Consider the following 14,511-nt stretch of genomic DNA (forward strand, 5'->3'; position numbering starts at 1 on the left):
CCCGCTTCCGGTTTATGTCTGTCGTCGCCAAACATAAACAACCGATAATATATAGCACCATCATTTGCCTTGCTATAATCGGGATATGGATTAGATTTACAGGCCAACAAGAATAATAAAAGAATATAGATAACCCCTGACTTCATTTCTTTCGTTTGTGCAATATAGGAACAAAAATAGGTATTTTCAGATTGCGTTCAACTATTTTTTCAAAGATTTTAGTCGCACTTCATAGATGATTGTGGATCTTGGTGGGATTTTTTTCTGGTCGCCCAATAAATGATGTGCCATGTATGGAGGCATAATAAAGCGAGCGCTGTCACCCTGATGTAGTAACAATACACCTTCTTCAAGGCCACGCTCCACACCGCCTTTTGATATTTTAAATTTCAATGGGCCAGTAGAATCAGATGTATAGGCGAGTTCACCACTAAGCAACCTTACTTTATAATCTAGTATAGCAATTTGGTTGAGTTTGGCTTTTTGACCCCTTCCCTTTTCAATTATTTCGTACCATAAGCCGGTACCAGTTACATTCATATCCCAGTTATTCGCTCTTATCACACCTACTATGCGCGAAGAGTCTCTAGCAACTAATCCTTTATTGGCCTCAATGAGTTTCTTATTGTACTCTTTCCGCATGATTTGTTCTGCCTGTTGTTTTTCATGATAATTATTTTTACATGAGGCCAAAGCAAACAGGAGCAATGCTGTAACAGCTAAATATTTAAAATTCATGATAGTACGCTTTAACTTTTTCTTCAAATTCTTTTAAAGTATCAGAAAGATTTTTGTGAGATTTGCCACCTGCAGCATTGAGGTGTCCACCTCCGTTAAAAAACTGCGTCGAAAATTCGTTAGCAGCAAAATTACCTTTAGAACGAAATGAGATCTTTACATATTCTGCTTTTTCGATAAAAAACGCTGTAAATTTAATTCCTGCTACCGATAAAGGATAATTTACAAAGCCTTCGGTATCGCCTGGTTGATAATTGTAATCCGCTAAATCTTTTCGTGTTAAATAAGTGTATGCAGTACGATATTCAGGGATGATTACCATACGATTGGCCAACATGTGCCCGAGCAATTTCATACGACTGGCAGCAAATTGCTGAAAAACCAACTCTGTGATACGATCCTTATCGAAACCTATTTCGAGTAACTCGGCAACAGCCTTGAAGGTCGCTGATGATGAGGCATTATAAGAAAAGGAACCTGTATCGGTTACTATTCCGGTATAAATACAGGAAGCCACTTCCCGGGTTAAAGGCAAATTGTCACTTTCTTTTAAAATCCAGAAAAGTAATTCGGCAGTACTACTGTAACGCGTGCTGGCTATTTGCAAACCTTCGTATTCCTTTACCTGTGGGTGATGATCAAGCACCAATACAGGTAATGGTGGGTTTTCAAGCACGTAGGCCAGTTGATCCATGCGACCGGGCTCATTAAAATCTAGGCAGGCAATGAGATCTGCGGTCTTAAGATAAGCATCAAGTTCTGTCTTTGATGCATTATGTTTTATTGATTTTGCACCGGGCATCCATGTCAACGACTCCGGGACTCTGTTGGCAATAAATATTTCGGATGCGATTTTTCTTTTGCGTAAGGCCATTTGAAAGGTAAGTGCGCTTCCAAGGGCGTCTCCATCGGGATTCACATGGGTAAATATGGCCACCTTTTTTGTTTTTGAGAGCAGGCTGTTAAAGGCCTCTATATCTGATATTCTTATTATATTTTCCACTTCTTTATGTTCAAAAATTATGCTTTGCTTGCTTTTAGCAAAACATCAAATATAATAACATTTGAGCAGTATTGAAATCAGTATTCCGGTTTTTAAATGAAGCTTGCATTTATAAAATAGCCTTAAGTTCTTTTAAAATTTGGGTTTATATACGTGAATAGATTAAACCGGAATAATTTTTCACATAGAAAAGCACTCATAATAAAAGGCATTGAAATTCATTTAAAAACTCTTAATTTTGGTATATTAGTGCATATTAGATTAATGTAAAGTATAGAATTATAATTAATGAAGATCCTGCGTCAATTATTTTATTTCATCAGCGGAGCGTTGATTTTAAGTGTCTTTTCCACACTTCAAAAATTTTTGGCAGGGTACGAAATTCATATAAACGGATATTATGTTCCTGTAATTTTCGGCGGGATTGTCGGAGTTATTTTAGGAAACCTTTTTGTTTATCAGCTAAATCAAAAGAAAAAACTTCAGTCAAAAAACAGTGATTATCTGGAAGCAAAGAAAAAAGCAGAAGAAAATGACCGCCTCAAAACGGCTTTTCTCACCAACATGAGCCACGAAATTCGTACGCCTTTAAACGGAATTATGGGTTTTACGCATATTTTGAGTTCAAGAAATTACTCACGCGAGCAACAACTCAAATACCTAAAAATTATAAGTAAAAGCGGCGATCGATTGCTGAGTCTTATCAATGACATTATAGATATTTCGAAGATTGAAGCTGGTGGTTACACCATAAAAAAGCAATCCTATAATATGAACGAGCAAACAAATTATCTTTCAAATTTTTTTAAACCCAGATGTACGAAAAAAGGCTTAACATTAATATTAAGAAACGGATTGCCTGATGAAAAGGCAATATTCCATTCTGATAAAGAGAAGGTTTGCGCCATTCTGATCAATCTCATCAAAAATGCAATTAAATTTACTGATGCGGGTAAAATTGAATTCGGGTACCATGATTTTAGCGACCATATTGAGTATTTTGTAGAAGATACCGGAATAGGAATACCTGCAGCACGCCAAAAAGCAATTTTCGAACGTTTTATTCAGGGCGACATAGAGGACAAAGAGGTAAGAGAAGGCGCCGGACTTGGATTATCCATAGCCGCACATTTTACCGAAATGTTGAATGGCAAAATTACCGTAAGGTCGGAGCCCGGCAAAGGCTCATATTTCCTGGTTCGACTGCCTAAAACTTCATGATTTTATTGCTAAGAAACACTCAAAAAAGTAATAACAGTAACCAAACAAATAATAAAGGCTCCACTGTATTAATCGCAGCGAAGCCTCTACAAATGAAGTGTAACTACGCATGATCAATCGGTATCGTGATCAGCCCGTAACCTTCCGCCACGCACTGTAGCACCAAGTGTGATACCTGCACTTACCACAACAAGATTTTTTATAATGTATTGTCCTTCGAATGTTAATCCGTAAGGGAAAACAGTAAACACTTCACCAGGAAATAAAAATACCGGTGTAAATGTGCCAATCATTTGAAGGTACAATAATAAGAGTGTTTCGCGCAGAAAAATATTAAAAAGCAAACCAACACCAATCAGAACCTCCCAAATAGCAAGGCCGTATAAAATTAATTTCTCTGGCAATAAGCCAAATGTAATAACGTCTATGGTTTGTACAGCTAAACCTTGTGCGGGGCTTAATCCCTCAAAAAATTTCAGGGCCCCAAACCAAAAAAATATTAAACCAATACTAATTCTGAGTAACTTAATACCCTGATTAGCCATCCAGTATGTAATTCTTTTGTCTATTTTATCAAAAGTATTTCCTCTTAAATTCATTATTTTAAACTCTTAAATTCGACAATCCGCCATCAACCGGTATAACCTGTCCGGTAATGAAGCGTGAACGCTCACTCAATAAAAATGCAGCTAAATCAGCTATATCGTCAGGGTCACCAATTTGGTTAAGGGGATGACGTGCTCTGCTACGTTCCAGCTTATCGTCAGAATTTATAAATCGCTCCGCCATTTTGGTATTTGTTAAGGATAATGCAAGGGCATTAAACCTTATTCGGGGTGCATATTCTGCTGCCAGTGCCCTGGTTAACCCTTCAACTGCTCCTTTTACCATTGAAACAGATGCATGAAAAGGCATGCCTGTTTGAACAGCTACACTGGAAAACATCAATGCAGCGGAGTTGTTTACCATTTTTGGCAATACCCATTGAAAAAACCGGGTAGCTCCACCAACATTCACTGCCCAGTCTGCTTCAAGATCGCTGCTCCTGAACCGTTTAAAAGGTTTTAAATTTATCGTACCTGGCATATAAACCGCACCATGTATTTCTTCCGGTAAAAAAGCTGTTGGAAGTTCATCTTTCAATACATCAGTTTGGGCAAAATGAATTTTATTTTTGTTTAAGATATCATCAGTTCTGGATAAACAGTATAGATTGACATCCTGATGAGCAAGTTTCTGAATTATAGATTTTGCTATGGTAGAACTGGCCCCTGCTATTACTATATTTCGCTCCATATTTTTATTTATGAAACAATGTAAAAACATTTTTGTTTAACTTTTTATCTATTTGGCTAAACAAATCAACGAAAGCGTATCAAATTTCTGATCATACCAGAAAAAACAAAAAGATGGAAAGGCCAAACAGCATACCAATACATTCTACCCCACAAACCCTTAGGCCTAAAAGTAGCTTTTTGTTGCAAAATGGATTTGTTCTTTTGCTGCTTAATTCTAAACTCGAGCCATGCTTCACCCGGTAGCTTCATCTCAGCATAAAGTAAAAGTCTCGATCGATCTTTAGCAGCGTATATTACCCTCCAAAAATCAAGGGCCTCGCCTGTTTTAATCACATCAGGGTTGGCTCTCCCCCGTCGCAGACCAACTCCCCCTACTAACTTATCTAAAAAACCACGAAAGCCCCAAAGCCAGGTGGCATAATACCAGCCATGTGTACCACCAATCCTCCAAATATTTCTTTTTATGTCCTCTTCATTTCCGGTTATATCTGCATGCTTAATATCTTTAAAACAGCCATAGGTAGGGACTTCTATATATTCATCGAGATGTGCACCGGAAAAATCTTCACTAACGGCATCTTTCCAACTGGAGAGTACCAAATTCTGAGCAATTCGCTCAAAAGCAAGCTCGACTGACTTTTCATAAGAAATCAGATCTATTGGGACCAACTCTTTAATTGAGTTCTCTCTGCATACTACATCAACTTTAAGGCTATCGACCAAATTTACAGCAAGCTTATATGATGTTGCTGTTACGAAATATAACCAATATGATGACAAACGAGGAGTCATAACAGGTACAGAGATAATAAGTCGCCTAAGTTTGCGCACTTTTGCAAACCTTTTCAGCATTTGTCGGTATGTGAGCACATCGGGGCCACCTACATCAAAAGTACGGTTATATGTCTGTTCGTGCCCAACAACACCTGTTAAATACTCAATTATATTGCGAACGGCAATGGGTTGAATTTTACTTTTAAGCCACCTGGGAGCAACCATAACCGGAAGTTTCTCTACTAAATCACGCATAATTTCAAAGGACGCGCTACCCGATCCCACAATTATTGCTGCCCGAAGCACTGTCAGAGCAGCATTTGCATTTGCCAGAATCTGCTCAACATTTTGCCTTGAGGCTAAATGCTTACTAAGCTTATCTTCCATACCGAGCCCGCTTAAATAAATGATTTGCTGCGCATTTGTGGAATTAACCAATTGCACAAAGTTCTCTGCAGAGCGAGCCTCCATTTCATAAAATTTTCCAATGCTACCACTCATTGAGTGCACCAGGTAATAAGCAACATCTATACTTTGTGGCAAAGCAAATCCTGCATCAGGGTTTAGTAAATCGACTTCTATAACCCTGATCTCTTTTAATATATAATCAGCCAGGTTCAACCTGTTTTTATCCCGGGTCAAAGCATAAACATTATGCCCCTGATCGAGCAAAACAGGAATTAACCTTTTGCCTATATAACCGGTAGCTCCGGTTACAAGAATATTTAATTTGCTTTCGGGCATAATTTATTACTTATCAACTAACAATCTTTATAGTCGCAATCTTCAGCCTCTTCGGGTAGTTCAGTTTCAATGGTTACGTGATTAATATTCACTTGATTGAAATATTTTCGGATTTCCTGACGCATTTGTATATCCTTTTCAGGATGTTTGTCTGCTACAGCCACATGCAGACTGGCAATATGGTATTCGCCATCGAGCGACCACACGTGTAAATCATGCACATTCTGGACACCATCAATTTGAGCAAGATTTGATAAGGTCTCATCATAGTCAAACTCTTTTGGTGACGCCTGAAGCACGACCTTCATCACACTCACTAATCCTTTTGCGGCATTATATATAACCCACACAGCAATAACGAGGCTAAGCCATACATCTACGTTGTGCCAACCTGTAAAATAGATCACAACGCTAGCTATCAATACAGCAAACCAACCTAACACATCCTCAAGCAAATGCAGCATTACCATTTGTGAGTTGAGTGATTTATTTCGCCTCAAGCGCAACGCTGCCAACCCGTTTATTACAACACCGGCGAGTGCCAGATAGAACATTCCATCGGCCTTAACCTCAGCGGGATTCATTATTCGCTCAAAAATTTCTGTAAGCACAAATACAGTCCCAATAATGAGGACTACTGAATTTATTAAAGCTCCCAGCAGCGAAAAACGCCGATAACCATAGGTATAGCTTGCCGTGCGACCTTTCCGGCTGTATTTTTCAAAAAACCATGCTGCTCCCAGCGAAAGGCTATCACCCAAATCATGTACAGCATCGGCAATAATAGCCATGCTATTGGTTAAAATACCACCAATAACCTCAGCAATGGCAAAAAGCAAATTGAGCACAAAGGCAAACCTTATGTTACCTGTGTGCTCATGATCATGATGTTGATGCATATATTATTTTTTAATCTCGAAAATCCATTATGGTTTCAGGATAATTGTCTGGATTTGCAATTACATCCGCCATATTTTCGGCTACTTCCTGCGGTGAAGTTAGCTGGTTGTTTTTTTTGAGCTCAACAAACTTATCTTTTGAACTGAATTGTTCATCAGGCACCTGCCTTATTTCACTCTGCATTTCAGTGTCAATAATACCAGGGGCTATGCTAAACACCCTGAAATCGTTCCTGCCTGCTTCAGCAATTTCGCCATCAAGCACCTGTGCAAACATTTCAAGACCTGCTTTGGTAGAACAGTAAGTACTCCATGAATTAACAACATGGCGTGCTGCACCCGAGCTTATATTGATAATCATTTTTTCAGCTTTTGTATCGGCATAAGAATCCATAAAACTATTTATGAGAATAGCAGGAGCAATAAGATTCACATTATAACTCTGAACCATTTTCTGACTGCTCATTTTCCCAATATGATTGACATCGCCTAAAACGCCGGAGTTATTGATTAAGACAACTTTATCAGCATTATCATATTGTTCAAATTCATATGCCTGAACAGCTTCAATCATATTCAGATCAAAAACAACATGCCTGTAGCGCTCATGATTAATTGTTTGCCTGCGCGAAATACCGATTACTATATTCAAATCGTCTTCAAGTAATTTTTCAGCTATTGCTTTTCCAATCCCTCTGCTTGTACCTGTGATATAAAAATAGTTCATGCTAATTGCTTTATTGTTCGTAAACTAATTGCTCTTCTTTAACCCCTAATTCTTTCAGGTTTTTTAATACTTCTTCTGTCATTTCCATTGTTCCGCAAACATAGAAGTATTTTGAAAAATCTTTTACATGATCCTGTAAAAATTTCTTATCTATTCTACCATGAAAGTATTGCTCGTTTTTCTCCTGGGTGAGGGTATTCACAAATTTCAAACCCAACATTTGCCTGAGCTCAACTTCAAGAATAATATCCCGTTCTTCTTTATTACTATAGAGCAGCGTATTACCTTCCATTTTACCATCCTTCTCAAGTTTTCTCAAGATGGCAATAAATGGCGTTACACCTGCACCACCTGCAATAAAATAGCCGGGTCCTTTGTACCGAATACTTCCCCAGGCATCGCCAATAATCAATTCATCATCAGTATTTAATTGGTCAAACTTCTGGGTAACACCCTCTCTTTCATACATTTTAACAATTAACTCAAGGTGTTCATCCTCTGGAAGGGATGTAAATGTAAATGGGCGTTTTTCGTCTTTAAAATCTTCTTTGTTTATAGCAACTTCTGTAGCCTGCCCCGGCTCGAAGGTGTAACCTTCTGGTTTTTCAGCAACAATGCGTTTAACATCATGGGTTACATTATCTATTGCTATTATTCGAACTGTATGTGTCATTTGTTTAAGCTTTTATGGTTTGTTTATTATCTAACAAAAAACCTTAATGAGTGTTTGCTTTCACTGCGTTTTCCTGGTAATTTATGAATAGTGTGGCATAAAAAAAGCCGAAAGCCCCTCAGGGCAAACGGCTTTGCACAATTATTTTGTAAATAAAACCAAAAGAGACACTAAAAGTAGAGATCGCGTTCGCCTTGTTTAATCTTCTCAATACGGTCTCTAAGTTCTTCAATATTTTTAAACCCATCTAACTCTGTGTTGATGGTATTTTCAATTACCTCCCAACCTTTCTTTGCTGTATCATTGGAGGCGTAATCTACCAGATATTCAGAAAGTGTAAGTATAGCATTGGGTGTACAATAGCGTTTTATGAAACCCGGTACAGAGAATTCCATAAAATGCTCGCCGGTTCGCCCTAACCTGTAGCAAGCTGTACAAAACGATGGTAACTTGCCTGTGTCAAGCAACTCATCTATTATTTCATTTAAGGAGCGATTATCATTAATCATGAACTGCTCACGATTAAGGTTTTGTTCTTCATTTTTACTATTGTGATATGAACCCAGCTCCAGTTTTGTTCCTCCATCAATTTGCGATACACCAAACTCAATGACCTCTTTTCTCACACTGGGGCTTTCGCGTGCTGTAAGAATCATTCCTGTATATGGCACAGCAAGGCGCAAAATGGCAACCAAACGTTTAAAATCTTCGTCATTCACCATATATTTATCAGGCATATCAATAGAAGTACTATCTGTAATGCGGGGGAAAGACAACGTATGTGGTCCCACATTATAGCAGGCCTCAAGGTGATTGGTGTGACGCACAAGAGCCATCACTTCAAATTTCCAGTCGTATAATCCAAACAGTGCCCCAAGGCCAACGTCATCTATACCAGCTTCCATGGCTCTGTCAAGCGAGGTCAACCTGTAATTATAGTCAGCTTTTTTTCCACCAAGATGGTATGATTTATACACTTCAGGGTGATAGGTTTCCTGAAAAATTTGGTATGTGCCTATGCCGGCTTCATGTACTTTCTTAAAGCCTTCAAAATCTAGCGGAGCTGCATTAATATTTACTCTTCGTATTTCACCATTTCCTTTTTTTACGTTATATACAGTCTCTACTGTATGTGCGATGTAATCAGCATTGTATTTTGGATGTTCACCATATACAAGTATCAAACGCTTTTGACCATTGTCTTCAAGTGCCTCAACCTCTTCCACAATCTCTTGATCAGTCAGGGTCATTCGTTCTGCCTCAGTATTGGTAACGCGGAAACCGCAATACTTACAATTATTTGTACAATGGTTACCGATATAGAGCGGAGCAAAAAGCACAATGCGGTTACCATAAACTTTACGTTTCAGCTCACGCGCCCCTTCTTTAATATGTTCGATTAACTCAGGATCATCAGCTTGCAAAAGCGTGGCTACTTCCTGAAGATTAAGCCTTTGTTTATTAAGCGATTTTTGAATAATCGCTTCAACCCTATCCTTATCGGGTTTTGCTTCGTTCAAAAATGATTCAATCTCGTCTGCATCAATGAATGGTTTCATTGGACGATCTTCAATACGATATTTTTCTGGAGTAAATTGCATAAATGTTCTTTTTAACGGGAAATTGCTTCCGTATTCATTCTCACTTTTCGAACCAGCTTATGTTTAACGCTTCTTTTATTTTAGCATCAAACTCTTTACTGGTTTCAGCAGGTATAACTATACCTATGTCGGGGCTTAATTGCATGCGCCGGGCATTTTCAATGTCTGCAATATTGCTCCATCTAAATGCCCACCGTTTGCCGGTAATTTTACAAACAATTACATCTAACTGAAATTGCTCAGTCAGCCATTGCCCTAATTTTTCATATTGATCTTTACGATCCATAGTACTCGTCTTTAATAAGTGCAGATTTTATTTGCACTCCCTCTAAACGTCCGAGCTGACCCGTAAGTGAACCAATTTCATCGGTTGAACCTTCAAGCACAAGCGTAATCACATTTATGTCCTTCTGCTGCAAAGGAATACCCTGCCGGCCAATAACAATATTGGCATGTGCAGAAACAATTTTATTAAGCTTGATAATAGCAGCTTTGTCTCTAATTAATAAGACGGCTGCGCCAATTCGCCTTTCCATCAGCCTTACCTCCGGATCAGTTTAAGTTTTACAGAATCCTTACAATGCACATGTGCATTGCGCAGATGTGTAAATATACAACAAAAACCTTGCGTTTAAAAACGAATATGTTGCAAAACAGATTTCACTACAGGGTTTTATAATTTGACGATTCGCTTGACATTAATTGTCGAATAATAAGAAATTACACTAATTTCCCATTGCGAGACAACCATTAAGCCAATGAATAGTTTAGTTATAAAATAGTTGCAATGAATAAGCAAAACAACCATATATTTCCAAAATTGACAAAGCGGCAAATCAAATACCTTACTCCTTGCGGCAGCATTGTCAATTTCGAAAAAGAGGATATAATTATAAAGCAGGGAGAGCAGAATTATGATTTATACGTAGTGCTTGAAGGGGAAATCGACATTTTGGATCCTTATGACAACAATAAATTTATAACCTGCCATCGTGCCGGAGAATTTACGGGCGATAGCGACATGCTATCAGATCGCGCGGCAATGTTCAGGGCTATGGCTAAAACAAGGGTAAAAGCTCTGAGGATAGCCCATAATGAGTTAAAAAAAATTCTCGCCCGTAATTCTGAGCTTAATGATATATTTATAAAAGCGTTTTTTCTACGAAGAGTCGACATCCTTGAGCGACACGAAGGAGGTTACACGCTGGTAGGCTCCAGATTTTCGCAATCAACCTTTCGGATACGGGAATTTCTCTCAAAAAACTACATACGCTACACCTGGCTCGATACAGAGAAAGACCAGGCTTCGGAAGACATCCTTCTACGGTTAGGGATATCTCAGAAAGAAACCCCAATTGTTATTGATCCAGACTTAAATGTAAACAGGAATCCCTCTCTTGAAGAAATTGCAAAGCATATTGGGCTTTCAGCAAAAGAAGTACAAAACCGATACGATGTATTAATTGTAGGCGCGGGCCCCTCCGGGTTAGCAGCAAGTGTTTACGGTGCATCAGAAGGGCTTAGTGTAATTACAATCGATCAAATCGGGCCCGGAGGGCAGGCAGGCAACAGTTCATTAATTGAAAACTATCTGGGCTTTCCTACAGGAATCTCTGGTAATGAATTGGCAAACAGGGCATATCTTCAGGCACAAAAATTTGGTTGTACCATATCTGTCCCTTTTCGGGCCAAAGAGCTTATTCACCACGGACACTATTTTGAATTATTACTTTCTAATGGTAAAGCAATTAAGGCATCGACAGTAATAGCTGCAACAGGGGCACAATACCGTACACTTAACATACCTGGCATAAAGGACTTTCATGGCAAAGGGCTTTATTATGGAGCAACACCCATGGAAGCGCGTACATGCAAAGATGAGAATGTGGTTGTTGTGGGGGGTGGAAATTCTGCTGGTCAGGCAGCATTATTTTTAGCTAACCATGCCGCACACGTACATCTTATAATAAGGGGTGAAGATCTAAATAAAAGCATGTCATCCTATCTTATTAATCGCATTGTTGACAATAGCAAAATTACATTGCACACAAAAAAAGAGCTTAAAAAAATTGAAGGTAACCGCACGATTGAAAAAATTCAGCTATATAACCACAAAACGGAAAAAGATGAAGCCATGCATATAGCTCATGTGTTTTCTTTTATTGGTGCAACGCCTTCAAATAAATGGATCGCAAAACTAGTTTGCACAGACAAGGACGGATTTGTACTAACTGGTAATGAATTAAATGCAACAAGTATAGAGAATTGGCCCCTCAATAGAAACCCATTCCCATTAGAAACCTGTATTCCCGGTTTATTTGTTGTAGGTGATCTGAGAAGCGGCTCCACAAAACGCGTTGCTTCAGCTGTAGGAGAAGGGTCAATGGCTATTAGCTATGTTCATCAGGTACTACCCTGACCAAAATAAATGATGTTCCGAATGTTAAATTGTATTTGTGATATTAAAAGTAATTTCATTATTTTACTTCAAAATATTTTACAATGGAAGTACTAGGAATAGACATTGGAGGATCAGGCATAAAAGGGACAATAGTTGACACTAATAAGGGAGAGTTTCTGAAGGAAAGACATCGCATTCCTACTCCGCAACCTGCCACTATTGACGATATAGCCGAGACGGTAAAAGCCATTGTGGACCACTTCAAATTTGAAGGTCCGGTCGGATGTGGCTTCCCATCTGTCATACAAAACGGAGTAGTTAAAACGGCCTCCAACATTCATAAATCCTGCATCAATGTAAACGTAGATGAAGTGTTCGGGCATATTACAGGTTTACCTGTGCGGGTATTTAACGATGCTGACGCAGCAGGAGCCGCGGAACTTCAGTTTGGATGTGTTAAAGGCTATAAGGGTCTTGCCATATTTTTAACAATAGGAACAGGTATCGGTTCAGCCATAATCAACCAGGGACAATTAATTCCAAACTCAGAACTGGGACATGTATACCTGGATAACGGCATGAAAACAGAACACTTTGCTTCTGATGCAGTGCGAAAAAAAGAAGATTTGAGCAGAAAAGAGTGGGGAGAAAGGTTCAATATTGTATTAAAATATTTTGATAAGCTTTTTTACCCTGATCTTTTTGTCCTGGGTGGAGGATCGAGCAAAAAATTCCACAAATACGCCGAAACCATAACTGTAAAAACACCGGTAAAACCTGCTGAATTGCTCAACCAGGCAGGGATAATCGGTGCAGCACTTTTGGCCTCCAGGGCATTGTAAAAAAACAATACTAACCGACTGGTCACTATTTTGACTAAAAAAAGGGTTGCAAAATTGCAACCCTTTTCTTTTTAATTACTCTATTTACCTACTGATGATAAAACGCTGTGTTTCCACTTTGTTTCCATCCTGTAGTTTGATGAAATAAATACCTTCTGAAGCATTGTTCATATCTATGGTTGCCTGACCATTCACTTTTTCAGTGTGAATAGTGCGGCCAATGGCATTCATTACGGTAATATTATATGTGCCGTTTACTTCAATGTGGAAGGTTCCCTTGTTCGGGTTCGGGTACAGTTTCAGGTTAGCTGTTGCAATACCGTTAATTCCAACCATGTTCACAGGTACGGTAACTGGGCCGTCTACAACGTCGAATGTTCCGGTTGCGTCAGGATATCCGTCCATGCTTACGGTGTACTCATGTTCTCCTGATTGCATTTCCATTGAAGCCTCTCCATCAACATTTGTTGTCATTGGATCTACTCCAGGGCATGTAATGGTTGCGCCTTCGGCAGCTGCGCCGTCAGCGGTAACTTCAAATGTAACCATGTACATTTCCATATCAAGGGCCACCTCTTCGGCTACATCGGCTCCTGAAATGGTTATACTGCCTGTAGCATTGAGGTAACCTGTTGCACTTACTGTGTAATCATATGTGCCGTCGGCAAGGTCAATGGTAGCAACACCATTAACACCTGTTGTAATATCAGTACTGTTAATGTTAACTGTAGCGCCTTCAATTGGGTTGCTGTCAGCATCAGTTACTGTAAATGTAGCCAGGTAGTTACCCGGAGTAACACAACTTATGTTGGCTTCCCAACCCGGATCAACTACACTACCGTCAGAATTAAACACAAAGGTTAGGGCTCCTGCTTCATTGGTAGCTGTTACAGACAAGCCATCGTTATTGCCATCATAAGAACCAATTTGAGTAGCAGTAGCATCTTCTCCATCATAAATGGTCAGGTAATCATAACCACTCTCTGTTTCAAAGGCTACAAAATCTAAACGACTTACTTTTCCTGCTTCTGCTGGATAAATGGTGAAAATCAAGTTTTCACTTGTACTGTATTCTCCGTCAGGGCCACCAGTATCGAAGAATACGCCGTTACAGGTTGTAACAGAGCCATCCTGCATATAAAATACCGGTAATACATTAATCATGTCGGTTACACTGTATGGATCAGAATCGCCAATTTCATTTGATGCTATTAGCTCTATGGTGTAGTATCCGGGTGTGTTAAACTGAATGGCCGGATTCTGTGAAGTACTGCTTGTACTCTCTACATATTCAAATTCGGTTCCTTCTGTTCCGGGAGTAACGGCCCATTGCCATCCGGTAGGTGTATTGTTCGACATATCGGTAAAATTTACCACTTCACCCGGGTAAATGTCTGTTACATCAGTTGTAAAGTCAGCAACAGGTACTTCAGTCACTTCATTGATGGTGATGTAGTCTGTTTTAGTTTCCGTATCGCTATCAACGAGGTTAGTGGCTGTAAGCTCTACGGTGTACGAATTGGCCGTATTGAATTGTACAACCGGGTTGCGGGAAGTGTTGTCTGTTCCTTCAACAAACTCAAAGTCTGT

The 14,511-nt window shown here is 39.2% G+C and carries 15 protein-coding genes; 3 read left to right on the forward strand and 12 right to left on the reverse strand.

Features of this window, described 5'->3' with window-relative positions; translation table 11 throughout:
* Positions 1-201: 201 nt before the first annotated feature.
* Both VJ937_RS13665 and VJ937_RS13670 read right to left on the reverse strand, forming a co-directional pair.
* Entirely contained in the window at positions 202-738 is a 537-nt protein-coding gene (locus tag VJ937_RS13665; RefSeq protein ID WP_324067977.1) for an FKBP-type peptidyl-prolyl cis-trans isomerase, read from the reverse strand.
* On the reverse strand, positions 728-1,741 hold the full coding sequence (locus tag VJ937_RS13670) for a bifunctional oligoribonuclease/PAP phosphatase NrnA (RefSeq protein ID WP_324067979.1): 1,014 nt from the start codon (positions 1,739-1,741) through the stop codon (positions 728-730). The genes VJ937_RS13665 and VJ937_RS13670 overlap by 11 nt, the downstream gene beginning before the upstream one ends.
* A 288-nt stretch (positions 1,742-2,029) precedes the next feature.
* Between VJ937_RS13670 and VJ937_RS13675 the strand changes: the two genes are divergently transcribed.
* Complete coding sequence (locus VJ937_RS13675; protein ID WP_324067980.1) at positions 2,030-2,962, forward strand: sensor histidine kinase; 933 nt, start codon at positions 2,030-2,032, stop codon at positions 2,960-2,962.
* A 113-nt stretch (positions 2,963-3,075) separates the two neighbouring features.
* Here the strand turns inward: VJ937_RS13675 and VJ937_RS13680 are convergent, their stop codons facing one another.
* From VJ937_RS13680 to VJ937_RS13720, 9 genes are all read right to left on the reverse strand, one after another.
* Positions 3,076-3,561 carry a DoxX family membrane protein gene (locus VJ937_RS13680; RefSeq protein ID WP_324067982.1) on the reverse strand — a complete coding sequence of 162 codons (486 nt, stop codon included), beginning with the start codon at positions 3,559-3,561 and terminating at the stop codon, positions 3,076-3,078.
* A gap of 4 nt (positions 3,562-3,565) precedes the next feature.
* Positions 3,566-4,258, reverse strand: coding sequence for an SDR family NAD(P)-dependent oxidoreductase (locus VJ937_RS13685; protein WP_324067984.1), 693 nt, complete (start codon positions 4,256-4,258; stop codon positions 3,566-3,568).
* 65 nt (positions 4,259-4,323) lie between these two features.
* On the reverse strand, positions 4,324-5,778 hold the full coding sequence (locus VJ937_RS13690; RefSeq protein WP_324067986.1) for an SDR family oxidoreductase: 1,455 nt from the start codon (positions 5,776-5,778) through the stop codon (positions 4,324-4,326).
* 17 nt (positions 5,779-5,795) lie between these two features.
* Positions 5,796-6,677, reverse strand: coding sequence for a cation diffusion facilitator family transporter (locus tag VJ937_RS13695; RefSeq protein WP_324067988.1), 882 nt, complete (start codon positions 6,675-6,677; stop codon positions 5,796-5,798).
* Positions 6,678-6,687: 10 nt separating this feature from the next.
* Positions 6,688-7,404 carry an SDR family NAD(P)-dependent oxidoreductase gene (locus tag VJ937_RS13700; protein ID WP_324067990.1) on the reverse strand — a complete coding sequence of 239 codons (717 nt, stop codon included), beginning with the start codon at positions 7,402-7,404 and terminating at the stop codon, positions 6,688-6,690.
* Between the two features lie 10 nt (positions 7,405-7,414).
* The gene (locus VJ937_RS13705; RefSeq protein ID WP_324067992.1) at positions 7,415-8,077 is read right to left on the reverse strand and encodes an FAD-binding oxidoreductase; all 663 of its coding nucleotides are present in this window, start codon (positions 8,075-8,077) and stop codon (positions 7,415-7,417) included.
* 170 nt (positions 8,078-8,247) lie between these two features.
* Positions 8,248-9,678: a [FeFe] hydrogenase H-cluster radical SAM maturase HydG gene (hydG, locus tag VJ937_RS13710; RefSeq protein ID WP_324067994.1), complete on the reverse strand. Its 1,431-nt coding sequence runs from the start codon at positions 9,676-9,678 to the stop codon at positions 8,248-8,250.
* 40 nt (positions 9,679-9,718) lie between these two features.
* Positions 9,719-9,964: a hypothetical protein gene (locus VJ937_RS13715; RefSeq protein ID WP_324067996.1), complete on the reverse strand. Its 246-nt coding sequence runs from the start codon at positions 9,962-9,964 to the stop codon at positions 9,719-9,721.
* On the reverse strand, positions 9,954-10,214 hold the full coding sequence (locus tag VJ937_RS13720; RefSeq protein ID WP_324067998.1) for a TM1266 family iron-only hydrogenase system putative regulator: 261 nt from the start codon (positions 10,212-10,214) through the stop codon (positions 9,954-9,956). The genes VJ937_RS13715 and VJ937_RS13720 overlap by 11 nt, the downstream gene beginning before the upstream one ends.
* A 251-nt stretch (positions 10,215-10,465) precedes the next feature.
* On the opposite strand from VJ937_RS13720, the gene VJ937_RS13725 reads away from it, so the two are divergent.
* Together VJ937_RS13725 and ppgK are read left to right on the forward strand one after the other, a co-directional pair.
* Positions 10,466-12,097, forward strand: a complete 1,632-nt coding sequence (locus tag VJ937_RS13725; RefSeq protein ID WP_324068000.1) for an FAD-dependent oxidoreductase — start codon at positions 10,466-10,468, stop codon at positions 12,095-12,097.
* 83 nt (positions 12,098-12,180) lie between these two features.
* Positions 12,181-12,921: a polyphosphate--glucose phosphotransferase gene (gene ppgK, locus VJ937_RS13730; protein WP_324068002.1), complete on the forward strand. Its 741-nt coding sequence runs from the start codon at positions 12,181-12,183 to the stop codon at positions 12,919-12,921.
* 84 nt (positions 12,922-13,005) lie between these two features.
* On the opposite strand, the gene VJ937_RS13735 is transcribed toward ppgK, so the two are convergent.
* Positions 13,006-14,511 (reverse strand): carboxypeptidase regulatory-like domain-containing protein (locus VJ937_RS13735; protein WP_324068004.1); only part of this gene is annotated, 1,506 nt, incomplete at its 5' end.

The organism is Salinivirga sp. (assembly GCF_035268865.1).
Classification (GTDB): Bacteria; Bacteroidota; Bacteroidia; order Bacteroidales; family Salinivirgaceae; genus Salinivirga.